The following is a 21936-nucleotide window of genomic DNA, read 5'->3' as shown; positions in this document are numbered from 1 at the left end:
TGAGGGTGCCCTTTTCAGCAGTGCTGCATTAGTGAGCAATAGGCAGGGTTTCAGGGGCTTAACACGGCTATCGTGCACAAGCGCACATTTTTTCCTGCCGCACTGGGCCAAGATGAGTGGTGATGTTGTTTTAAGGACGTGTTTGTTTAATAAAAAGTTGCTTTTTTGTGTGTTATTTCGGTTTTTGTTTACGTATAATCGCCGCCGAACATGGATTCTAACAATAAAACTCTGTAGTTAAGGAAAGATCTCAATGGCCATCGAACGTACCTTTTCTATCGTCAAGCCGGATGCAGTCAGCAAAAACTTGATCGGTGCCATCTATAACCGCTTCGAGAGCGCGGGTCTGAAAGTCATCGCCGCCAAGATGCTGCACATGAGCAGCGAGCAAGCCGCTGGTTTCTATGCCGAACACCAGGGCAAGCCTTTCTATGACGGATTGGTCAGCTTCATGATGTCTGGTCCTGTCATGGTACAGGTGCTGGAAGGGGAAGACGCCATCCGCCGTCATCGTGAAATAATGGGGGCGACCAACCCGAAAGAGGCCCTGGCCGGCACCCTGCGTGCCTGCTACGCCGAGAGCATCGACCGCAACGCCGTGCACGGTTCCGACGCGCCGGCCTCTGCCGCCCGTGAAATTGCCTACTTCTTCTCCGACGACGAGATCTGCCCGCGCGGCTGATTCTGGCGTTTGAAGATGATCAAGGGAGCCTCGGCTCCCTTTTGTTTTTTGGCCTTTTGGTCAATATCCCCTTATTCTCCGGGTAGAAAGCCAGACCCATTATTTGTACAATGCCGCCCCCTGACATCGTCAGCCAATAATTTATGTAGTTTGTGGACTGAGGCCTTTGATGAGCGAAATAAAAACCAACCTGCTGGATCTTGATCGGGATGCCATGCGTGCCTTCTTCGTCGAACTGGGCGAGAAGCCATTCCGGGCAGATCAGATCATGAAGTGGATTTATCACTTCGGTTGTGATGATTTCGATCAGATGAACAACGTCAACAAGGTACTGCGCGAGCGCCTGAAGACGATCGCCGAGATCCGGGCGCCGGAAGTGAGCCGTGAACAACGCTCCTCTGACGGCACCATCAAGTGGGCGCTGCAGGTGGGCGGTCAGGAAGTGGAAACCGTCTACATCCCGGAAGAGGACAGGGCGACCCTGTGCGTCTCCTCCCAGGTGGGTTGTGCGCTGGCGTGCAAATTCTGCTCCACCGCTCAACAGGGGTTTAACCGCAACCTGAAAGTGTCCGAGATCATCGGCCAGGTGTGGCGCGCCGCCAAAATCGTCGGTGGCAAGCGCCCCATCACCAACGTTGTGATGATGGGCATGGGTGAGCCGCTGCTCAACCTCGCCAATGTGATACCGGCCATGCGCCTTATGATGGATGACTTCGGTTACGGCATCTCCAAGCGTCGTGTCACTATCTCCACCTCGGGTGTGGTGCCTGCGCTGGACATTCTCGGCGATCAAATTGATGTGGCTCTGGCTATCTCCCTGCATGCGCCGAATGACAAGCTGCGCTCCGAGATCATGCCGATCAACGACAAGTACAACATCGAGGACTTCCTCGCCGGTGTGCGCCGTTATCTGGCCAAGTCCAATGCCAACGGCGGTCGCGTGACCGTGGAGTATGTGCTGCTCGATCACATCAATGATGACATGCAGCATGCCCACGAGCTGGCCAAGGTGCTCAAAGACACCCCGAGCAAGATCAACCTGATCCCGTTCAATCCCTTCCCGGGCAATCCCTATGGCAAGCCGAGCAACAGCCGCATCGACCGTTTCTCCAAGGTGTTGATGGAATATGGCTTCACCGTCATCGTCCGCAAGACCCGTGGTGACGACATTGATGCCGCCTGTGGTCAGCTGGTGGGGGAGGTCATTGATCGCACCAAGCGCACCATGAAAAATCGGATGCAACAGGATGGGATTTCCGTCAAAATGGTTTAACTTGCTAAGCCATTGTATAGTCAGGGAATGGATACACGTACATTGATCGTAGTGGCAGCGCTCAGCGCGCTGCCCGGCTGTGTTACCGAGACCACTTACGCTGGCCAGAACTCTACCCAGCGTGAAGTGGGTCCCGACCTCAAGGCGGCTGCTCAGACCCGTCTGGATTTAGGTATTCAATATTTGCGACAGGGCAATGCCGAACAGGCCAAGTTCAACCTTGATCGCGCCCTTCAATACGACCCCGACAACCCCAAGGTCCAGATCGGCTTCGCCTACTTCTACCAGCAGGTAGAGGACTACAAGGCGGCCGAAGAGAGCTACAAGAAAGCCCTCGCCATGGATCCGTCCAATGCTGACGCAATGAACAACTATGGTGCCTTCCTGTGCAACCGAGGCCGCTTCGACGAGGCGGAGAAGGCATTCCTGCAGGCCGTGAGTCAACCCGACTATATCCGGATTGCCGATACCTATGAAAATGCGGCACTTTGCGCCGCTCAAAATCGCAGAAATGATAAAGCAAGCGAGTACTATCGCTTGGCCTTGGGGTATAATCCCCGCAATCCAAGGTTATTGCTGGACATGGCTGAGCTTTCCATGAAAGATGGCAAGCTGCCTGATGTGCAAGCCTATCTCGTCCGTTTTGCCGATGTGTCGGACGAGAATGAAAGCAGTCTCTGGTTGAGATTGCGGCTGGCTCAGGCCATGGACAAACCGGCACTCCTTCACCAATTCGGGACTGAGCTGGTAAGGCAATATCCCACTTCGCAACAAGCCAAGCGTTACTTAGCCAATGACTACTGAACAGCCACACGATATTCAAGACGACTCTCAGGCAGCAGGCCCAGGCCAGCTGCTGCGCAACGCCCGTGAACAGCTTGGCTGGACACGAGAACAGGTTGCGTCCCGCATTCACCTTCGTCTGACCCTGATTGCTGCGATCGAATCAGATACGTATGACAAACAGACTTCCCATACTTTCATTCGGGGTTATCTGCGCACCTACGCCAAGCTGGTCGGCATCCCGGATGAAACCATTCTGGCTGCCTACGACAAGCTGGGGCTGACGCCACCTGACAACATCGACATGCAGAGCTTCTCCCGCCGTTCCCGCCAGCAAGCCAACGACAGTCGGCTCAAGGTGGTGACCTGGCTGGTGATCCTGGTGCTGATCGCGCTCTCCGTCGCCTGGTGGTGGCAGAGTACGGCGCGTCGCTCCGCCGGTGACGAGGCTCTGGCGGCAACAGAAATGAGCAGTACGACCGACATGGGTGTGACTGGCAATATGCCGGGCGCCACCCTGGCCCCTGCGATGGAGATGGCGGATCCTGCCGTCATGCCGGCGGTCTCTGATGCGGCGGCAACTGCCGTTGAGCAGACCGTGAGCAGTGCTGCTGCAACCGCTGCGCCAGCGACCCCAAGCAGTGCAGCTGCAACGGATGTGTCCGCTGAGGTGGCAACATCGGCTGGGGAAGGCGAGACAGTGAGTGATGCAGCCACTGCCTCCCAACTCAAGATGAACTTCACCGCAGACTGCTGGCTTGACGTCAAGGATGCCAATGGCAAGACGCTGTTCAGCGGTCTGAAAAAAGCAAATGATCAACTGGTATTGGAAGGATCCGAGCCGCTCAAGCTCATCATTGGCGCGCCCATGGCGGTCAATATCGAGTATCAGGGCAAGTCCATCGACATGAGCCGTTACAACAACGGCCGGACTGCTCGCCTCTCACTGCCGCAGGAGTAATCTGTCCGCCATGTCCGCTCACGAATCTCCCATTATTCGTCGTAAATCCAAGCAGATCATGGTCGGTAACGTGCCGGTTGGGGGCGATGCCCCCATCACTGTGCAGACCATGACCAACACCAAGACCACGGATGTGGCCGCCACCGTCGAGCAGATCCGGCGGATCGAGCGGGTCGGCGCCGACATAGTCCGGGTTTCGGTACCCACCATGGAAGCGGCTGAAGCCTTCAGGCTCATCAAGCAACAGACCCGCATTCCCATCGTCGCCGATATCCACTTCGACTACCGCATCGCCCTGAAAGTGGCCGAGTACGGCGCCGACTGCCTGCGCATCAACCCGGGTAACATCGGTAACGAAGAGCGGGTACGTGCCGTGGTCGATTGCGCGCGCCACTACAACATCCCGATCCGCATCGGCGTCAATGGCGGCTCTCTGGAGAAAGACATTCAGGAGAAGTACGGCGAGCCGACCCCGGAGGCCTTGCTCGAGTCAGCCATGCGCCATGTGGACTACCTGGATCGCCTCAACTTCGACAACTTCAAGGTAAGCGTCAAGGCGTCTGACGTCTTCCTGGCCATCGGTGCCTATCGCCTGCTGGCCAAGCAGATCGAGCAGCCGCTGCACCTTGGCATCACGGAAGCGGGCGGTTTTCGCGCTGGCGCGGTGAAATCCGCAGTTGGGCTCGGCATGCTGCTGGCGGATGGCATCGGCGATACCATCCGCATCTCCTTGGCGGCTGACCCGGTGGAAGAGATCAAGGTGGGTTTTGATATCCTCAAATCCCTGCGCATCCGTTCCCGCGGTATCAACTTCATCGCCTGTCCCTCCTGCTCCCGTCAGGAGTTCGATGTGATCGCCACCGTCAATGCCCTGGAAGAGCGGCTGGAAGACATCATTACACCGATGGATGTTTCCATCATCGGCTGTGTGGTGAACGGCCCGGGTGAGGCTCTGGTCTCTGACCTTGGGCTAGCGGGGGCGGCCAACAAGAGCGCCTTCTACGAGGGGGGGCAGCGGGTCGACCGGCTCGACAACAAGGATCTCATCCCGATCCTGGAGCGCCGTATTCGCGCCCGGGCGGCCATGCTGGATCCAGCCAACCAGATCCAGGTGGATAAAGGTTGAGCCAATGTGGGGCCACCTAGGGTGGCCCCGTCTTTAGGTTGCTGATTTTAAATCCCGCTTTGGAACACCCTGATTTTACCTCGGGGTCGAAAATCCCTATAATGCGGCCAAATTTCACGTCTTTTCTCGAGTATCAACGTGGCAAAACAGATCCAAGCTATTCGCGGTATGAACGATTGCCTGCCGGAGCAGAGCCCGGTATGGCAGAAAGTAGAACAGATACTGCGCCAGGTGGTTGCCAGCTATGGCTACAGCGAAGTACGCATGCCGATCGTCGAGCAGACTCATCTGTTCAAGCGTGCCATCGGTGAAGTGACCGATGTGGTCGAAAAAGAGATGTATACCTTCGAGGACCGCAACGGCGACAGCCTGAGCCTGCGTCCGGAAGGGACAGCCAGCTGCGTGCGTGCCGGTATCGAGCACGGCCTGCTCTATAACCAGGAACGCCGGATGTGGTACATGGGTCCCATGTTCCGCCACGAGCGTCCCCAGAAGGGCCGTTACCGCCAGTTCCATCAGTTCGGGGTCGAGCTGTTTGGCATCAACGGGCCGGATATTGACGCCGAGCTCATCATGCTGACCCACCGTCTGTGGCGTCTGTTCGGCATCAGCGATCACGTCACCCTGCAGCTCAACACGCTCGGTCAGAGCAGTGAGCGCGCCGCTTACCGCGATGCGCTGGTAGCCTATCTGGAGCAGTACAAGGATCAGCTGGACGAAGAGAGCCAGCGGCGCATGTACAGCAACCCGCTGCGGGTGCTCGACTCCAAGGATGAGAAGGTAAAGGCCATTTTGGTGAAGGCTCCGCGCCTGTTCGACCATCTGGGGGAAGAGAGTCTGGCCCATTTCGAGGGGCTCAAACGCCTGCTTGAGTCTGCCGGCATCAAATATGAAGTGAACGAGCGTCTGGTTCGGGGTCTTGACTACTACAACCTGACCGTGTTCGAGTGGGTCACCACCAGCCTGGGTGCCCAGGGGACTGTCTGTGCCGGTGGCCGTTACGACGGTCTGGTGGAGCAGCTCGGTGGTCAGGCAACGCCGGCCGTGGGCTTTGCCATGGGCATGGAACGTCTGGTGCTGATGCTCGAAACGCTTGAACTCAATGCCGATATCCGTCCTGCGGTGGATGTGTATCTGGCCATGGTGGGTGAGGGTACCGAGCAGGCAGGGTTCCAGTTGGCAGAGCGTCTGCGCGATGCCCTGCCGGATTTGCGCCTGATGAGCCACTGCGGTGGCGGCAATTTCAAGAAACAACTCAAGCGTGCCGACAAGAGCGGCGCGGCCATTGCCCTGATCCTTGGCGAGACCGAGGTGCAAAACGGGGAGATCACCATCAAATATCTGCGTGGCCAGGCTGAGCAACAGACCGTCACGGTCGACGCCGCCATTGCCCTGCTGGCAGCCAAAGGAGACTAAGCAGTGGAAGTTTATACCACCGAAGAACAACAGGTTGAGGTCATCAAGAGCTGGTGGAAAGAGAACGGAACCTCGGTGCTCGCAGGAACTGTTATCGGTCTGGTCGGACTCTTTGGCTGGCGCTATTACAACGACTATCAGCTCACCAATCAGGAAGCTGCCTCTCAGGCTTACAACGAGATCTCGGCCCAGCTGGCCAAGGGTGATGCTGCCACCTTCGAACAGGTGCAAACCTTCATCACTGATCACAAGGGTGAGGCTTATGCCGAGCTAGCTGCCCTGCAACTGGCTGTGGCTGCCGTCAAGGCGAACAAGCTGGATCTGGCTGCCGAACAGCTGACTCAGGTCGCGAGCAATGGCGATGAGAGCATTCGTCCCATCGCTGCTTTGCGTCTGGCCCGTGTGCTGAACGATCAGGGCAAGGCTGACGAGGCCCTGACCCAGCTTGGCAAGATCAACAACGATGCCTTCAAAGCCCAGGTGGCGGAAGTGCGTGGCGACATACTCTACAAGCAGGGCAAGGCCGAAGAGGCCCGCGATGCTTATCAGGCAGCGGCTGATGCCGGTGGTCTGCAGGGCAGCGCCGAGCTCAAGCTGAAGATGGACGATCTGGCGCTGCCAGCCGTGACCACAGGTGGTGCTCCGGATGCGTAATTTGTTCAAAATGGTGGCCTTGGGGGCGGCAGTCTCATTCGCCCTGCAGGGGTGTTCCCTGTTCAGCTCGGAAGAAGATCTCAACCCCATGGCGCCTTTGCCCGTGGTTGAATCTGCCTTCACCGCTGACACCGCCTGGTCCTCGTCTGTCGGCGATGGCATCGGCGACTTCTACTCCCAGCTCAAGCCGGTGGTGGAAGAGGAGCGCATCTATGCCGCAGCCCGCGATGGCGACGTAACGGCTTTTGATCGTGCGAGCGGCAAAGAGTTGTGGAGCGTGGATCTGGCCGATTTGCCGGTCAACGCCGAGAAGCGCAGTGCCCGTCTCTCCGGCGGCCTGGTTGCCCGTTATGGCAAGCTGTTCCTCGGCTCCGAGAACGGGGTGGTTTACGCCCTGAACGAAGAGAACGGGGAAGTGCTGTGGCAGACCACAGTGCCGGGTGAAGTGGTGGCCAGCCCCGCCGTCGAAGACGGTCGTGTGGTGGTGCTGACCACGTCCGGTCGTCTGGTGGCTCTCGATACCGATGAAGGCAAGCTGCAATGGACCCTGGCTGAAGAGCAGCCGCCGCTGACCCTGCGCAGTGCCGGTGCCCCCGTCATCACCAACGGCGCCGTGCTCTATGGCCGCGCCGATGGCAAGGTGGGCATAGCCCTGCTGAGCAACGGTCAGCCGGTGCGTCAGTCCAAGGTGGCGGATCCGCGCGGTGCGACCGAGCTGGATCGCATGGTGGACGTGGATGCGACGCCGCTGATCGCGGGCGATGAGCTCTATGCCATCGCCTATAATGGCCAGCTGATGGCACGCAAGCTGATGACCGGTGACGAGGTGTGGAAGCGCAAGTATTCCGGCTACCGCGACATGGCGGTGACCGGCAATGCCATAGTGCTGACTGACAGCCGCAGCCATCTGTTTGCTGTAGACAGACGCAACGGGCTTGAGTTGTGGTCCAACACCCAGCTGGAAAATCGCACCGTCACGGCCCCTGTCATCCTGGGTGACTATGTGGTGGTCGGCGATGTGGAAGGTTACCTGTATTGGCTGGATCGTACCGACGGTACCATCAAGGCCATGCAGCAGCTCGACAGCAGTGGTCTCTATGCCGCCCCCCTGGTGGACGGTGACACCCTGTATGTGCAGAGCCGTGGCGGCAAGTTGTACGCTATCCCGCGTCCCTGATCGTCCGTCAATGTGAATATCCGGCTCCTGGTCTTCGGACCCGGAGCCTTTGTCGTCTTGAGAATGAGGCTTTTATGACTCCTGTAGTAGCCCTGGTGGGCCGCCCCAACGTGGGGAAATCCACCCTGTTTAACCGCTTGACCCGTACCCGGGATGCCCTGGTGGCCGACTTCCCCGGTTTGACCCGGGACCGTAAATACGGTCAGGCGAAGTTGGGCGAGCTGGAATTTATCGTGGTTGATACCGGCGGTATCGATGGCACCGAAGAGGGGATCGAGCTGAAGATGGCCGAGCAATCCCTGCTGGCCATCGAAGAAGCCGATGTGGTGCTGTTTATGGTGGATGCGCGCGCAGGATTGACGGCAGCCGATCAGGCTATCGCAGCGCATCTGCGCAAGACCCACAAGAAGGTGTTTCTGGTGGCCAACAAGACCGACGGCATCGACGGTGATTCCGCCGTGTCCGAGTTCTACAGCCTGGCGCTGGGCGATGTCTACCAGATCGCGGCCGCTCACGGTCGTGGCGTGCTGAGCCTGCTGGAACTGGCCCTGGCTCCCCATCTGGAAACCCTGGTCGACGCCGCTGCCGAAGAAGATGCGCAGGATGAAGAAGAGGAGGACTTCGACGAAGAAGCCCTGCTGCGCATGGTAGCCGCCGGTGATCTCGATACCAGGGAAGATACCAAGGAGACCCCGTTCGCCGACTTGCCCATCAAGTTCGCCATCGTCGGTCGCCCCAACGTCGGCAAATCGACCCTGACCAACCGCATGCTGGGTGAAGACCGCGTCATCGTCTATGACATGCCAGGCACCACCCGCGACTCCGTCTATGTTCCGATGGAGCGTGACGAGCAGAAGTACGTCATCATCGACACCGCCGGTGTGCGTCGTCGTGGCAAGGTGCACGAGACGGTGGAGAAGTTCTCCGTCATCAAGACCCTCAAAGCCATTGAAGATGCCAACGTCTGCCTGCTGGTGATCGATGCCCAGGAGACCATCACGGATCAGGACTTGAGCATCCTCGGCTTCGTGCTCCACTCAGGCCGCTCGGTGGTACTGGTGGTGAACAAGTGGGACGGCCTGGATCAGAAGGTGAAAGAGGACGTCAAGAACGAGCTGGACAGACGCCTGGGCTTCATCGATTTCGCCCGTGTTCACTTCATCTCCGCCCTGCACGGCAGCGGTGTCGGCCACCTGTTCGAATCCATTCAGGAGGCGTACCAGTCCGCCACCCGCCGTACCAGTACCGCCATGCTGACCCGCATCATGCAGATGGCGCAGGAAGATCACCAGCCGCCCATGGTCAACGGTCGCCGCGTCAAGCTCAAATATGCCCACGCCGGTGGTTACAATCCGCCCCGTATTGTGATCCACGGCAACCAGTTGAATGACCTGCCGGATTCGTACAAGCGGTATCTGATCAACTACTTCCGCAAGTCGCTCAAGATCATGGGCTCCCCGATCCGGGTCGAGTTCCAGGAGTCTGCCAACCCGTTCGAGGGGCGGAAGAACACCATGACCCTGAGCCAGGAGCGTCAACGCAAGCGCCTGCTCAAGGCCAAAACCAAGAAATAAGGCCCAGCGGCTGCCCTCACCGGCAGCCGTTTTTTCTTGGGAAGAGGCGAGGGGGATCTGCTGTGGGTTGGCCCACAGCAGATCCACTTTGAGAGGAGTCGAGTATGAATTCCCTGATTTGCCCGGCCTGCAACACAGCGCTGGACAGCCGTAGCCGCGAGGTGAGTTGTAGCCAGTGTCAGGCCCGTTATCGAGTCCGGGCTTTGTGTCCTGCCTGCCAGCAGGAGCTGGAGCGGCTCAAGGCGTGCGGTGCCGTGGATTACTTCTGCAATCACTGCAACTGCCTGGTATCGAAGCGGTCGGTGATCTTTGAGGCGACCCCGGCCGCGCAACCATAAGAGAATAAAAAAACCCGGCAAATGCCGGGTTTATGCTGTGTGTTCTGCTATCAGCAAGGTGTAGGAGCGGTTTCTGCGCCAAATCTTGCGTTTGATGTCATTGAGCTTGAGTTTGCGTCTGGGGCTCCAGGCGCTCTTGGCTTTTCTGACCAGAGTGGTTCTTCTGCGAGCTCGCATCTTGGTCTCCTCCCATTGGGTGGCCATTTGGTACTACGAATGGAGCCTATCCGAAAATGCTGTCTACCAGTAGTTAACTTGATGAAATAAAGCGATAAAAACAATTTCGGACAGGCTCCGGTCTGTCTGGATGGTAACAGAGAACTCACCCGGAAAACAAATCTGTCAACAAGGGCTCAACGCAGTGTGATCTGCTTGACCACTTCGGCGATGACGGTGGGGCGCTCTGTGCTCTGTGGCTCGCTGCTGTCGTCCTCATCCAGCTCTTCACGTCTGTGTGCTTTTTGCTGCTCGTTGTCGAGCCAGAGCAGGCTCTGGTAGTACTGGCGCACGTTGTTGACGTAGTTGCGAGCCTCACCGCCACGGGCATAGCCGTAGCGGACCTTGCGGTGCCAGCGTGCCTGCTGCAGCAGAGGCAGCACCTCTTTCACATCGCTCCAGGCATCGGGATTCTTGCCCAGCTCCTTGGTCAGACGACGGGCATCCATCATGTGGCCATAGCCGATGTTGTAGGCGGTGAGGGCAAACCACACCTTCTCATCGGCGGGCACTGAGGCGGGCACCTTCTCCATCATATGCTGCAGATAGCGGGCGCCACCCTCGATGCTCTCCGCCGGATGAGTTCTGTCTTTGACCCCCATCGCCTTGGCGGTGGGCTCGGTCAGCATCATCATGCCGCGCACCCCTGTGTAGGAGCGGGCCTGCGGGTCCCAGTGGGACTCCTGATAGCTGATGGCCGCCAACAGACGCCAGTCCACCATGCGGGCATGAGTCTTGAACAGATCCTGATACTTGGGCAGCAGGCTCTTGGCCCGCTGCAAAAAGGTGCGGGTGTCGACGAAGTCGAAGTTCTGCACATGGCCGAAGTACTTCTCGTCCAGCTTGGCGATGGCGCCATCCATGAAGCGCTGGCCGAAGAAGTCGATGATGCTGGCGTAGAGGCTGTCGTCGGGCAGCTTGGTCATGGCCCAGGCCACCGTCTGGTTCTTGGAGAGCGTTAGCCCTTCGGTGAGCTCGGGGTAGTAGCGCTGGGTGCGGGCCAGCACCGTATCCTGCACCACTGTGTAATCAATCTTGCCGTCGGCCACCTGCTTGAGCAGCTCTTCCACGTCCGCGTCCCGGTTGGTGCTCCATTTCAGCCCGGGGTACTCCTTGGCCAGCTCCCTGAGCAGATCCTCACCGGTGGAGCCTGCCGGTACCACTATGGAGCCTTTCAGATCGCCAATGTCCTTTGGCTTGGGCGAGCCATAGCGATACACCAGCTTGGGGGAGACCTGATAAAAACCGGGGCCGAAGCGAAACAGGGCACGCCGCTCCGGGGTGACGACGATGGCGGCGGCGGCGAGATCCAGCTTGCCTTTCTCAAGCAGCTCGACCAGTTCGGCGATGGAATAGACAGGGACTATGGTGAGCTTGACCCCCAACCAGTCGGCATAGCTCTTCGCCAGCTCGTAATCGAACCCCTGGGCGAGGTCGTCACGCTGGTAATAAGAGGTGGAGCCATAGATGGTGCCAACCCGGATCTCGCCCCGTTGGCGGATCTGTTCCAGCTGGCTGGAGGGGGTGTAGAAGTCGCAGCCGACCAGGGTCAGCAGCAACATCAGCCCGATAAACAGTCGAAAAATGCAGCGCAAGTAGGTGAGTACCCTTGTTGAAAAAATCGGCATTTGTCAGAAAAGAGGGACCTTTATACCAGAGAGTGTGCACCGAGTCACACTCGGTAAATCAAGAAAAACGTTTGTCCGGCGTGAGCCAGATCCCTATAATACGCGCGTCTCAAATCCCCCCACACTTTAAAACTTGGTGAGAAAGGTCATATGGAAATCTTGCGAGGTGCGCCTGCACTGTCTGAGTTTCGTATCCAAAAACTGTTGCAACGCTTTGCACAGATGGCAACGGCGAGTGGAGTAGAGAGCGGAGTAGAGATAGAGAGCGTTTACGCGGAATACGTGCATTTTGCCGAGCTGTCGGCCCCCCTGTCGCCGCCCGAGCGAGCGACCTTGGGCCAGCTCCTGCGCTATGGCCCGACCATTCCTGAACACACCCCCAGCGGTCAGCTGTTTCTCATTACCCCCCGCCCCGGCACTATCTCCCCCTGGTCTTCCAAAGCAAGCGACATCGCCCATAACTGCGGCCTGACCCAGGTCAAGCGGCTGGAGCGCGGCATTGCCTATTACGTGCAGACCAAGGGTGAATTGAGCGCAGCCCAGCGCAATGAGGTCGCAGCCCTGCTGCACGATCGCATGATGGAAGTGGTGTTCGGCGACATGGAAGAGGCGAGCGCCCTGTTTGCCCACCAGGCGCCGCGTCCCTTCACCCAGGTGGATGTACTGGGTGGTGGTCGCCAGGCGCTGGCAGAGGCCAACGTGGCGCTGGGTCTGGCCTTGGCCGATGACGAAATTGACTACCTAGTGGAGAACTTCACCAAGCTGGGCCGCAACCCCAACGACATCGAGCTCTATATGTTTGCCCAGGCGAACTCGGAGCACTGTCGTCACAAGATTTTTAACGCCGACTGGACCATAGACGGCGAGCAGCAACCCAAGTCGCTGTTCAAGATGATCAAGAATACCTTCGAGCAGACGCCGGATCATGTCCTGTCTGCCTATAAAGACAACGCCGCCGTGATGGAAGGGAGCCTGGGTGGCCGTTTCTTCCCGAGCCCTGCCAGTGGTGAGTACCAGTATCATCAGGAGCAGGTCGACATACTGATGAAGGTGGAAACCCACAACCACCCGACCGCCATCTCCCCCTTCCCGGGGGCGGCTACTGGCTCCGGCGGCGAGATCCGCGACGAGGGTGCAACCGGTCGTGGCGCAAAGCCCAAGGCGGGTCTGGTGGGCTTTACCGTCTCCAACCTGCGTATTCCCGGTTTCGAACAGCCCTGGGAGCAGGATTTCGGCAAGCCGAGTCGCATCGTCAGTGCCTTTGACATCATGCAGGAGGGGCCGCTCGGCGGCGCCGCCTTCAACAATGAATTCGGTCGCCCGGCCATTCTCGGTTACTTCCGTACCTTCGAAGAGGAGGTGCCGAGCCACAACGGCGTCGAGGTGCGTGGCTACCACAAGCCCATCATGCTGGCAGGCGGCATCGGCAACATCCGCACCGATCATGTTCAGAAAGGGGAGATCCCGGTCGGGGCGGCCCTGATAGTGCTGGGTGGTCCGGCCATGAATATCGGTCTGGGTGGCGGCGCAGCCTCCTCCATGGCATCCGGTCAGTCAGCCGAAGATCTCGACTTTGCCTCGGTGCAGCGCGACAACCCCGAGATGGAACGTCGTTGTCAGGAGGTGATCGACCGCTGCTGGCAGCTGGGCGATGCCAACCCCATCGTCTTCATCCACGACGTGGGAGCGGGTGGCCTCTCCAACGCCATGCCGGAGCTGGTCAATGACGGTGAGCGCGGTGGCCGTTTCGATTTGCGCGCCATCCAGAGCGACGAGCCGGGCATGAGCCCGCTGGAGATCTGGTGCAACGAATCCCAGGAGCGTTACGTACTGGCGGTGGCGCAGGACAAGCTGCCCCTGTTCAAGGCACTGTGCGAGCGTGAGCGTGCGCCTTATGCCGTGATCGGTACCGCCACCGAAGAGAAACATCTCACCCTCTCTGACAGCCACTTTGACAACCAGCCCATCGATTTGCCGCTGGACGTGCTGCTCGGCAAGGCGCCCAAGATGCACCGCGATGTCACTACCCTGCCAGCTCAGGGCAAGCCGCTGCAACTGGACGGCATCACGCTGAACGATGCGGCCGAGCGGGTGCTGCGTCTGCCCACAGTGGCGGAGAAGTCCTTCCTCATCACCATCGGCGATCGCAGCGTGACCGGTCTGGTCAACCGCGATCAGATGGTCGGTCCCTGGCAGATCCCGGTGGCCGATTGCGCCGTGACTGCGGCGACCTACGACAGCTACCACGGCGAAGCCATGTCCATGGGCGAGCGCACCCCGGTGGCGCTGCTCTCCCACGCTGCATCCGCCCGCATGGCGGTCGCGGAAGCGCTTACCAACCTGGCGCCGACCCATATCGGGTCACTGAAGCGGGTCAAGCTCTCCGCCAACTGGATGGCCGCTGCCGGTCATCCGGGGGAAGATGCCGGTCTCTATGAGGCGGTGAAAGCGGTGGGTGAAGAGCTCTGCCCGGCCCTTGGTATCACTATTCCGGTGGGCAAGGACTCCATGTCCATGAAGACCCGCTGGCAGCAAGATGGCAAGGAGCAAAGCGTCACCTCGCCGCTCTCCCTGCTCATCACCGCCTTTGCCCGGGTGGAAGATGTACGCAACACAGTTACGCCACAACTGCGTACTGATCTCGGTGAGACCGACCTTATCCTGATTGACCTTGGCAACGGCAAGCAGCGCCTCGGTGCCTCTGCCCTGGCTCAGGTCTACCGTCAGCTGGGTGACAAGGCGCCGGATCTCGACAATCCGGTGCAACTGAAAGGCTTCTTCAACGCCATTCAGGCACTGGTGGCCGATCGCAAACTGATCGCCTACCACGACCGCTCCGACGGCGGCCTGTTCGTTACCCTGACCGAGATGGCCTTCGCCGGTCACTGTGGGCTCGACATCCAGCTTGACCGCATCGGTGGCGAGCTGTTGCCTGCGCTGTTCAACGAGGAGCTGGGCGCCGTCATTCAGGTGCGTCGCGACGACAAGGAAGCCGTGATGACACTGCTGGCCGGTCACGGCCTGGCTGCCTGCTCCCATGTCCTGGGCACAGTGCGCGAGGGGGACCTCATCACACTGCAGCGCGCGGGTACAGAAGTGTATCGTGCCAGCCGCACCGCCCTGCGCACCCTTTGGGGCGAGACCAGCTGGCAGATGCAGCGTCTGCGGGACAACCCCGAGTGCGCTGATCAGGAACATGCCGCTCGTCAGGATGCCACCGACCCAGGTCTGCATGCCAAGCTGACCTACAACCCGTCCGAGGATGTGGCCGCGCCCTATATCGCCAAGGGGGTTTCCCCCCGTCTGGCGGTGCTGCGCGAGCAGGGGGTCAACTCCCATGTGGAGATGGCGGCTGCGTTCGATCGTGCCGGCTTTGCCGCTGTCGACGTCCATATGAGCGACATTCTTTCTGGCCGGATCAAGCTGGAAGAGTTCCAGACCCTGGTGGCCTGTGGCGGCTTCTCCTACGGCGACGTACTGGGGGCGGGCGAGGGCTGGGCCAAGTCCATCCTGTTCAACGACAACGCCCGTGAGCAGTTCCAGCGCTTCTTCGAGCGTGGCGATACCCTCTCCTTGGGCGTGTGCAACGGCTGCCAGATGATGTCCAACCTGCGCACCCTGATCCCGGGGGCCGATCTGTGGCCGCGCTTTGTGCGCAACCGCTCCGAGCGTTTCGAGGCACGCTTCAGCCTGGTGGAGGTGCAGGACTCTCCGTCCGCCTTCTTCGCTGGCATGGCAGGCTCAGTGATGCCCATTGCCGTCTCCCACGGGGAAGGGCGAGTGGAGGTGCGCGACGCCGCTCACTTGAGCGCGTTGCAAGCCAGTGGTCTGGTGGGTCTGCGTTTTGTCGACAACCATGGTCAGGTGACCGAGCAATACCCGGCCAACCCGAACGGTTCGCCGGATGGCATTACCGCCGTGACCACCACGGATGGCCGGGCCACCATCATGATGCCGCACCCGGAGCGGGTGTTCCGCACCGTGGCCAACTCCTGGCACCCGGACAACTGGGGCGAGGATGGCGCCTGGATGCGGATGTTCCGCAACGCCCGTGTACGACTGGGTTAAATCCCGTCACCCACGCTGCAGCGCATCAAAAACCGGCCACTTGGCCGGTTTTTTTATTGGCGGAGGCGTGGCGCAGGCATGTTCAGTGTGGGCATCCCTGCTATCAGTGGAGGAGACGAGCGTTGGTTCGATGCAGATAAAAATCCGGAACCAACCGGGCTGGTTTCGGATTTTGTGCATCGGGCGCAGGGAGCAATGGATCTTGGCGCATGGCATCCCGGCTTGGTGAGCCATTTCTCTATGACGTGGTTTTCATGGACTAAAAACCCGAGCCGGGTTGCTGCAAAAAATCGGCTTCTTGTGGCGTGTCTGCGCGACCCAGTATGGCATTGCGATGGGGGAAGCGGCCGAAGCGTTCGATGATCACCTGATGGCGGCGGGCAAAGTCGGCAAACCCTTCGAAGGTCGCTTGGGCCGGGGTTACGGACTGTTCGGCCGCCAGCGCCTCGAACAGGGTCACGCTCCTGGCTTGCTGCTCGCGAGACTCGGCGTGCTCCAGCGGCAGGTAGAAAAAGACCCGTGCCAGCGGGGAGAGCGCCCTGTCTGCTCCAATAGACAATCCTTTCAGGCAGAGGTCGCGAGCATGGGGATCCCGGGCAAAGGCGTCAGGTGTGCCGCGATGTACATTGCGCGGCAGCTGGTCCAGCAGCAGGATCAGTGCCAACCGACCGACGGGTACCTCGGCCCAGTGGGCCAGGCTGCCAGCGGCCGCTGCCTCGGCCAGTTCGCCAAAGCGGCTCGCCAGCAGGGCATCGGTTTCGCGGCTTTTTCCCCACCAGAGTGAAGCTTGCCGCGCGGCACGGGTGGCATCGTCGGCATCATCGCCAAACCAGAAATCGAGCAGAGGCTGCCAGGGTTGCATGGGAACTCCTTGGATCAGAGGGTCTGGGAGGAAAACAAGGCCAATTGACCCTGATGTGGTAGCTGCCGAAATGGCGGCTTCTCGTTACACTGTGCCATCTTTTACCCGAAATGAGGAACCCCCTCTGGTCGGCATTCGCCTGTGGCGCCTGCCCGGCGAGATGGCCTGCGTGCCCGAGGGGAGTTTTCCACTGATATGAGGAATGCCTGATATGGCCGGAACCAGTTTGTTGGCCCTGCTCGATGATATTGCCAGCGTGCTCGATGACGTGGCGCTGATGACCAAGGTTGCTGCCAAGAAGACGGCCGGCGTGCTGGGGGACGATCTTGCCCTCAATGCCGAGCAGGTTTCCGGCGTGCGGGCAGAGCGAGAGCTGCCTGTGGTGTGGGCGGTGGCCAAGGGATCGTTTCGCAACAAACTGATCCTGGTGCCTGCCGCCATCGCCATCAGTGCCCTGGTGCCCTGGCTCATTACCCCCTTGCTGATGCTGGGGGGCGCCTATCTCTGCTTTGAGGGGGCGGAGAAGCTGGCCCACAAGTTGTTGCCACACGATGCAGCAGAAGGTGAGCCGAGCAGCCAGGTTGTTCCCGACGATCTGGTGGCCTTTGAACAGCAGAAGGTGAAAGGGGCCATTCGCACCGACTTTATCCTCTCCGCCGAGATCATCGTGATCGCGCTCGGCACTGTGCAAGGCAGCAGCCTGGGTTTGCAGATCTCCGTGGTGGCAGGCATAGCGCTTTTGATGACGGTGGGGGTCTATGGCCTGGTGGGACTTATCGTCAAACTCGACGACATAGGTCTGCACCTGTTGCAAAAGTCCGACGGCAGCGCCTTGCGCCGCGCAGTCGGGCAGGGGCTGCTGGTGACGGCGCCCCGTTTGATGCATCTGCTGGCGCTGGTGGGGACCATCGCCATGTTCATGGTGGGGGGCGGCATACTGGTGCACGGTTGGCCCTTCGCCCATCACCTGATAGAAGGGGCGGCCGGGGCACTTGCCACCTTGCCAACAGTGGGTACAGTGCTGGCCGCCATCACGCCAACCCTGCTCAACGCCGTGGCCGGTGTGGTGGCAGGCCTGCTGCTGGTGCTGGCGATGACACTGGTGAGCAAACTCAAACCCGCCAGATAACGGCGGCTTGTCCACTCTCGGGCCCGGCCGACAGAGGCCGTCGCACAGATGATTGTTTATCCTGTTTGTTGACTCGGATGGGGGCTAGGCAAGTGCCGGCCCCCTTCGTACTATCCGAACTGGCACCAGCTCATAGAGGCAGGGTCACATGACATGGATGCAAACAAACAAGGACCATTATGAACCCACCCGAATGGCTGGATGATCACATCTATGCCACCCCCGACTGCCCGGCGGTCGACGCCGATTTTTATCAGGCCCGTCATACGCTGACGACCTTGAGTCAATTGCTGAACGAGCTTCCTCAAACCACTGACGTCAATGGCTTGCGCCACCTGCTGCGGGCCATCAGAGCCTGCTGGACCGACGTGAACCGGTTGGTGTGGAACAGCCAGACTTATGCCTACAACCGGCTCAGTCGCAATGGTTGCGACGAAGCGGCCAAGGTGCTGCTATCCCGTGGCCAGCAGTTGCAGGCGACCCTGGCCCAGCTCAGCAAGCCGGTAACCCTGTTCTGGGCAAGTGCCCCCGAGGGGCAGGTTCGAGCCTTGCTGCAGGATGCCGAGCTATTCGAGCTTGCCTACCTCATCCGTCATGATCGCCGCCTGCAGGATCAACGGCTGTCGCTCGAGAGCGAGCAGCTGATCGAGGGGCTCTCGGTGGATGGACTGCAAGGCTGGGGGGATCTCTACGACAGTCTGGTGGGCCGACTCAGGCCCGTGGTGGACGGAGAGCCCATGGGACTGGCCCAGGCGGACAACTTGCTGGCGCACCCGGATCGGGGGCGCCAGCAAGTTGTCCGCCTGGCACGGCATCCAGGCCGCCTGGCAGGCAGAGCAGGAGACGGTAGCCGCCATCCTCAACGCCATCAACGGCTGGCGCAACGAACTCGCCGCCCAGCGTGGCAAGACGCGTCGGCTCGATGCGCTGGATGTCTCCTGCCATCAGAGCCATATCGAGCGCGCCACCCTGGATACCCTGATGGCCGAGGCTGACGCCCACAAAGCGCTGGGACGGCGAGCCCTGCGCGCCATGGCCAGCGCCCAGCAGATCACCGATTTTGCCCCCTGGGATCTCTATGCCCCTGCGCCCGCCGCGCCCTCGGCCCTGCTCAGCTTCGAGCAGGCATTGACCCTGGTGGCCGATGCCTTCGCCGGGTTTGACCCTGAAATGGGGGCCTTTGCCCGCATGATGGCCGAGAAGGGCTGGATTGATGCAGCCCCCAGCGCAAACCGGCGCAGCGGTGCCTACAGCACCGAATATGCCTATCCTCCCGAGCCTCGGGTGTTTCTCACTTTCGAGGGCACCATGGACAACCTCATCACCCTGGCCCACGAGCTCGGCCATGCCTGGCACAGCTGGCTGTTGCGGGACTTGCCGCTGGAGCAGCGCGACTACCCCAAGACGCTGGCCGAGACCGCCTCCCTGTTTGCCGAAACCCTGGTGCGTGATGCCCTGTTGGCCGCCACCGACAAGATGGAGCAGCGCAGGGCCATCGCCTGGCTGGACGGGGAGCGCGCCGCCAGCCTGCTGCTCGACGTTCCGGCCCGCTTCACCTTCGAACGGACCCTGGTGGCGGCGCGGGAGCAAGGCTATGTGGGGGCAAGCCAGCTGCGGCAGATGATGAAATCCGCGCAGCAGCAGTGCTATGGTGACACCCTCAGCCAGTACGACGAGCTGTTCTGGGCCAGCAAGGGCCATTTCTCCATCACCGATCTCGGGTTTTACAACTACCCCTACCTGTTTGGCTACCTGTTCAGCCTGGGGCTTTACGCCCAGAAGGAACGGGCCGGGGGCGAGTTTGCCCACGCCTATCGCGCGCTGCTCATCGACACGGGTCGTATGAGCGCCGAGGATCTGGTGGAGAAACACCTGGGAGTCGACATTCGCGAACCCGCCTTCTGGCAGGAGAGCCTGCGCTATGTGGAGGAGGCGGTCGAGCGCCTCGAACGACTGGTGTGACGGGCTGGCCCGTCTATCGCATTGGCTGATCAGACCGGCCGTTCGGGGGTGCCCCGGCGGCCCCTGTTTCTTTCGTGGCGGGCCCGCAGCGGCCCGGCCATGCGCATTTCACCCAGGGCAGCCTCTGCCCCCTGATATTGATGACGAGCGTTTGATGCAACAAAGAGTCTACCCGCAGCAGTGGCACAACCAGCATATCTATCCCGCCCTCGACTGCCCCGAGCTGGAAGCGGACATGAGCCTGGCCCGTGCCAACCTCGCCGGGCTTGCCGGTTTTATCGACGGTCTTGAGCAGGTATTGGGCAATACCGACGCCTTGCCCGATTTTTTGCGGGAAGTGCGCCTGCGGGCCCAGCGGATCCGCAATATCGGCTGGAACATCGCCGTGCTGGCGGCATCAAAGGGCAGTCAGGATGCCTGCGATCCGCTCGCCAAGCAGCTGGCCTCCCGCGCGCGGGCCCTCAACGCCGATCTGTTCAAGACCCTTGCTCCGGTGGAAGATCTGATGCTGGGACTGCCCGAACCCGAGTTTGAGCGGCTGATGCAGGATCCCTTGCTCGGAGAAGAGGATTACCGGCTGCGTCATGAGCGCCGGCTGCAGGATCAGCGCCTGCCGGTGGAGGCGGAGCAGCTGGTGATCGGCCTTGGTACCGATGGCCTGCACGCCTGGGGCAACCTCTATAACGATCTGGTGGGCAAGATCCGCCTCGTTATCGACGGTCGCGAGATGGGGCTGGCCGAGGCAAGCAATCTGCTCTCCAGCCCTGTACGGGCACTGCGCCGCGAGGCCTTTGATGCCATCAGTGCCGGCTGGGAAGGTGAGCAGGAGACGGTGGCCGCCATCCTCAATGCCCTCAACGGCTGGCGACTTGAACTGGCGCGCCAGCGCGGCAAGGTGCGAGCCCTCGATGCGCTGGATCTCTCCTGCCACCAGAGCCATATCGAGCGGGCCACCCTGGATACGCTCATGGCCGAGACGTATAACGCCCGGGCGCTGGGACAACGGGCGCTGGGGCTGATGGCCCGGCAGCTTGGCATCACAGATCCGGGGCCGGAGGACTTGTTTGCACCGCCCCCGGCGGCGAGCAGTCGCGAGATCCCGTTTGAAGAGGCGATCGAGATCATAGCCGCGGCCTTTGCCCGCTTCGATCCCGAGATGGGGGAGTTTGCCCGCATGATGGCCGAGAAGGGCTGGATTGATGCGGCGCCCACCCCGAACCGGCGCACTGGTGCCTACTGCACCAAGTTTGCCGAGCCGGTGGAGCCAAGGGTCTTTATCACCTATGCCGGCACCATGGACAATGTCATCACGCTCGCCCACGAGCTGGGTCACGCCTGGCACAACTGGCTCATTCGCGATCTGCCGATGAGCCAGCGCAGCTACCCCATGACGCTGGCGGAGACCGCCTCCATCTTCGCCGAGACTCTGGTGCGCAGCGCCCTGTTCGAACAGGCGCAGACGCCGGAGCAGCAACAAGCCATCGCCTGGGCGGAAGCCGATGGCGCCGCCACCTTCCTGGTCAACATTCCGGCCCGCTTCGACTTCGAGCAGGCGCTGGTGGCGGAGCGGGCGCAGGGCTATGTGTCGGCACAGCAGCTCAAGACGATGACGGATGAAGCCTGGGGTTGCTGGTATGAGGGGAGTCTGGTGCGTTATCACCCTCTGTTCTGGGCGGCCAAGGCGCATTTTTCCATCGCCGGGCTCGGTTTTTACAACTACCCCTACCTGTTTGGCTATCTGTTCAGCCTGGGGGTCTATCAGCAGTTGATGAGCCGTCAGGCGGCAGGGGAAACAAATGTGGCCGAGGCTTATCGCGCCCTGTTGCGCGATACCGGCCGCATGAGCGCCGAAGATCTGGTAGCAAAACACCTGGGTCAGGATATCCGCGAAGCTGCCTTCTGGCAGGGCAGCATGGCGCTGGTGGCGGCGGCGGTGGATCGCTTCGAGCAGACCTGCTGCTAGGGGTCTTTGCCGCGTAAAAAGCCGCAGGGCAGTGTGTCTGCCCGGCGGCATTTTCATGGTTTCCCACAGATGACGCTGTGCAGGGCGTGGGGCTGATCATGGCTGATAAAGAGGGCGGCCTTGT

At 60.4% G+C, this 21936-nt stretch carries 16 protein-coding genes and 1 pseudogene; 14 read left to right on the top strand and 3 right to left on the bottom strand.

Annotated elements, in window-relative coordinates:
* Positions 1 to 253 precede the first annotated feature (253 nt).
* The 10 genes from ndk to OKC28_RS21450 all read left to right on the top strand — a co-directional run bounded on the left by ndk (position 254) and on the right by OKC28_RS21450 (position 9984).
* Positions 254 to 682 carry a nucleoside-diphosphate kinase gene (gene ndk, locus OKC28_RS21495; RefSeq protein WP_256688150.1) on the top strand — a complete coding sequence of 143 codons (429 nt, stop codon included), beginning with the start codon at positions 254 to 256 and terminating at the stop codon, positions 680 to 682.
* A gap of 169 nt (positions 683 to 851) precedes the next feature.
* On the top strand, positions 852 to 1955 hold the full coding sequence (locus OKC28_RS21490) for a bifunctional tRNA (adenosine(37)-C2)-methyltransferase TrmG/ribosomal RNA large subunit methyltransferase RlmN (protein WP_087755914.1): 1104 nt from the start codon (positions 852 to 854) through the stop codon (positions 1953 to 1955).
* Between the two features lie 12 nt (positions 1956 to 1967).
* Positions 1968 to 2759, top strand: a complete 792-nt coding sequence (gene tapF, locus OKC28_RS21485) for a PilW family type IVa pilus biogenesis/stability lipoprotein TapF (RefSeq protein WP_087755913.1) — start codon at positions 1968 to 1970, stop codon at positions 2757 to 2759.
* On the top strand, positions 2749 to 3699 hold the full coding sequence (gene rodZ / locus OKC28_RS21480; RefSeq protein WP_021140482.1) for a cytoskeleton protein RodZ: 951 nt from the start codon (positions 2749 to 2751) through the stop codon (positions 3697 to 3699). The genes tapF and rodZ overlap by 11 nt, the downstream gene beginning before the upstream one ends.
* 10 nt (positions 3700 to 3709) lie before the next feature.
* The gene (gene ispG, locus OKC28_RS21475; protein WP_058394700.1) at positions 3710 to 4825 is read left to right on the top strand and encodes a flavodoxin-dependent (E)-4-hydroxy-3-methylbut-2-enyl-diphosphate synthase; all 1116 of its coding nucleotides are present in this window, start codon (positions 3710 to 3712) and stop codon (positions 4823 to 4825) included.
* A 138-nt stretch (positions 4826 to 4963) separates the two neighbouring features.
* Positions 4964 to 6241 carry a histidine--tRNA ligase gene (gene hisS, locus OKC28_RS21470; RefSeq protein WP_256688152.1) on the top strand — a complete coding sequence of 426 codons (1278 nt, stop codon included), beginning with the start codon at positions 4964 to 4966 and terminating at the stop codon, positions 6239 to 6241.
* Between the two features lie 3 nt (positions 6242 to 6244).
* Positions 6245 to 6895 (top strand): YfgM family protein, encoded by a 651-nt coding sequence (locus OKC28_RS21465; RefSeq protein ID WP_270691079.1) that lies wholly within the window; start codon positions 6245 to 6247, stop codon positions 6893 to 6895.
* Entirely contained in the window at positions 6888 to 8072 is a 1185-nt protein-coding gene (bamB, locus tag OKC28_RS21460) for an outer membrane protein assembly factor BamB (RefSeq protein WP_005310434.1), read from the top strand. The genes OKC28_RS21465 and bamB overlap by 8 nt, the downstream gene beginning before the upstream one ends.
* Positions 8073 to 8146: 74 nt before the next feature.
* On the top strand, positions 8147 to 9646 hold the full coding sequence (gene der / locus OKC28_RS21455; RefSeq protein ID WP_017411381.1) for a ribosome biogenesis GTPase Der: 1500 nt from the start codon (positions 8147 to 8149) through the stop codon (positions 9644 to 9646).
* 104 nt (positions 9647 to 9750) lie between these two features.
* Positions 9751 to 9984 (top strand): zinc ribbon domain-containing protein, encoded by a 234-nt coding sequence (locus OKC28_RS21450; RefSeq protein WP_021140478.1) that lies wholly within the window; start codon positions 9751 to 9753, stop codon positions 9982 to 9984.
* Between the two features lie 30 nt (positions 9985 to 10014).
* On the opposite strand, the gene OKC28_RS21445 is transcribed toward OKC28_RS21450, so the two are convergent.
* Complete coding sequence (locus OKC28_RS21445; protein ID WP_011898860.1) at positions 10015 to 10161, bottom strand: hypothetical protein; 147 nt, start codon at positions 10159 to 10161, stop codon at positions 10015 to 10017.
* Between the two features lie 176 nt (positions 10162 to 10337).
* A complete protein-coding gene (mltF, locus tag OKC28_RS21440; RefSeq protein WP_034524249.1) occupies positions 10338 to 11828 on the bottom strand; it encodes a membrane-bound lytic murein transglycosylase MltF in 1491 nt (496 codons plus the stop codon).
* Between the two features lie 150 nt (positions 11829 to 11978).
* On the opposite strand from mltF, the gene purL reads away from it, so the two are divergent.
* Positions 11979 to 15896, top strand: a complete 3918-nt coding sequence (gene purL, locus OKC28_RS21435; protein WP_256688154.1) for a phosphoribosylformylglycinamidine synthase — start codon at positions 11979 to 11981, stop codon at positions 15894 to 15896.
* A 259-nt stretch (positions 15897 to 16155) separates the two neighbouring features.
* On the opposite strand, the gene OKC28_RS21430 is transcribed toward purL, so the two are convergent.
* Positions 16156 to 16758, bottom strand: coding sequence for a DUF924 family protein (locus OKC28_RS21430; protein WP_256688155.1), 603 nt, complete (start codon positions 16756 to 16758; stop codon positions 16156 to 16158).
* A gap of 211 nt (positions 16759 to 16969) precedes the next feature.
* On the opposite strand from OKC28_RS21430, the gene OKC28_RS21425 reads away from it, so the two are divergent.
* From OKC28_RS21425 to OKC28_RS21415, 3 genes and pseudogenes are all read left to right on the top strand, one after another.
* Positions 16970 to 17887: a DUF808 domain-containing protein gene (locus OKC28_RS21425; RefSeq protein ID WP_005310445.1), complete on the top strand. Its 918-nt coding sequence runs from the start codon at positions 16970 to 16972 to the stop codon at positions 17885 to 17887.
* 179 nt (positions 17888 to 18066) lie between these two features.
* Positions 18067 to 19849, top strand: a pseudogene (locus OKC28_RS21420) (M3 family oligoendopeptidase).
* Positions 19850 to 20003: 154 nt separating this feature from the next.
* Positions 20004 to 21812, top strand: a complete 1809-nt coding sequence (locus tag OKC28_RS21415; RefSeq protein WP_256688157.1) for a M3 family oligoendopeptidase — start codon at positions 20004 to 20006, stop codon at positions 21810 to 21812.
* Positions 21813 to 21936 lie beyond the last annotated feature (124 nt).

The organism is Aeromonas sp. D3 (assembly GCF_027705025.1).
Classification (GTDB): domain Bacteria; phylum Pseudomonadota; class Gammaproteobacteria; order Enterobacterales; family Aeromonadaceae; genus Aeromonas; species Aeromonas salmonicida.
Note: the sequence above shows the minus strand (reverse complement) of the source record. Positions and strands in the feature narration are given on the sequence as shown.

Excerpts from the sequence above, each read along its gene's own strand:
- ndk (WP_256688150.1), top strand. The coding sequence starts at position 254 with ATGGCCATCGAACGTACCTTTTCTATCGTCAAGCCGGATGCAGTCAGC.
- OKC28_RS21490 (WP_087755914.1), top strand. The coding sequence starts at position 852 with ATGAGCGAAATAAAAACCAACCTGCTGGATCTTGATCGGGATGCCATG.
- rodZ (WP_021140482.1), top strand. The coding sequence starts at position 2,749 with ATGACTACTGAACAGCCACACGATATTCAAGACGACTCTCAGGCAGCA.
- ispG (WP_058394700.1), top strand. The coding sequence starts at position 3,710 with ATGTCCGCTCACGAATCTCCCATTATTCGTCGTAAATCCAAGCAGATC.
- bamB (WP_005310434.1), top strand. The coding sequence starts at position 6,888 with ATGCGTAATTTGTTCAAAATGGTGGCCTTGGGGGCGGCAGTCTCATTC.
- der (WP_017411381.1), top strand. The coding sequence starts at position 8,147 with ATGACTCCTGTAGTAGCCCTGGTGGGCCGCCCCAACGTGGGGAAATCC.
- OKC28_RS21450 (WP_021140478.1), top strand. The coding sequence starts at position 9,751 with ATGAATTCCCTGATTTGCCCGGCCTGCAACACAGCGCTGGACAGCCGT.
- OKC28_RS21445 (WP_011898860.1), bottom strand. The coding sequence starts at position 10,161 with ATGCGAGCTCGCAGAAGAACCACTCTGGTCAGAAAAGCCAAGAGCGCC.
- mltF (WP_034524249.1), bottom strand. The coding sequence starts at position 11,828 with ATGCCGATTTTTTCAACAAGGGTACTCACCTACTTGCGCTGCATTTTT.
- purL (WP_256688154.1), top strand. The coding sequence starts at position 11,979 with ATGGAAATCTTGCGAGGTGCGCCTGCACTGTCTGAGTTTCGTATCCAA.
- OKC28_RS21430 (WP_256688155.1), bottom strand. The coding sequence starts at position 16,758 with ATGCAACCCTGGCAGCCTCTGCTCGATTTCTGGTTTGGCGATGATGCC.
- OKC28_RS21425 (WP_005310445.1), top strand. The coding sequence starts at position 16,970 with ATGGCCGGAACCAGTTTGTTGGCCCTGCTCGATGATATTGCCAGCGTG.
- OKC28_RS21415 (WP_256688157.1), top strand. The coding sequence starts at position 20,004 with ATGCAACAAAGAGTCTACCCGCAGCAGTGGCACAACCAGCATATCTAT.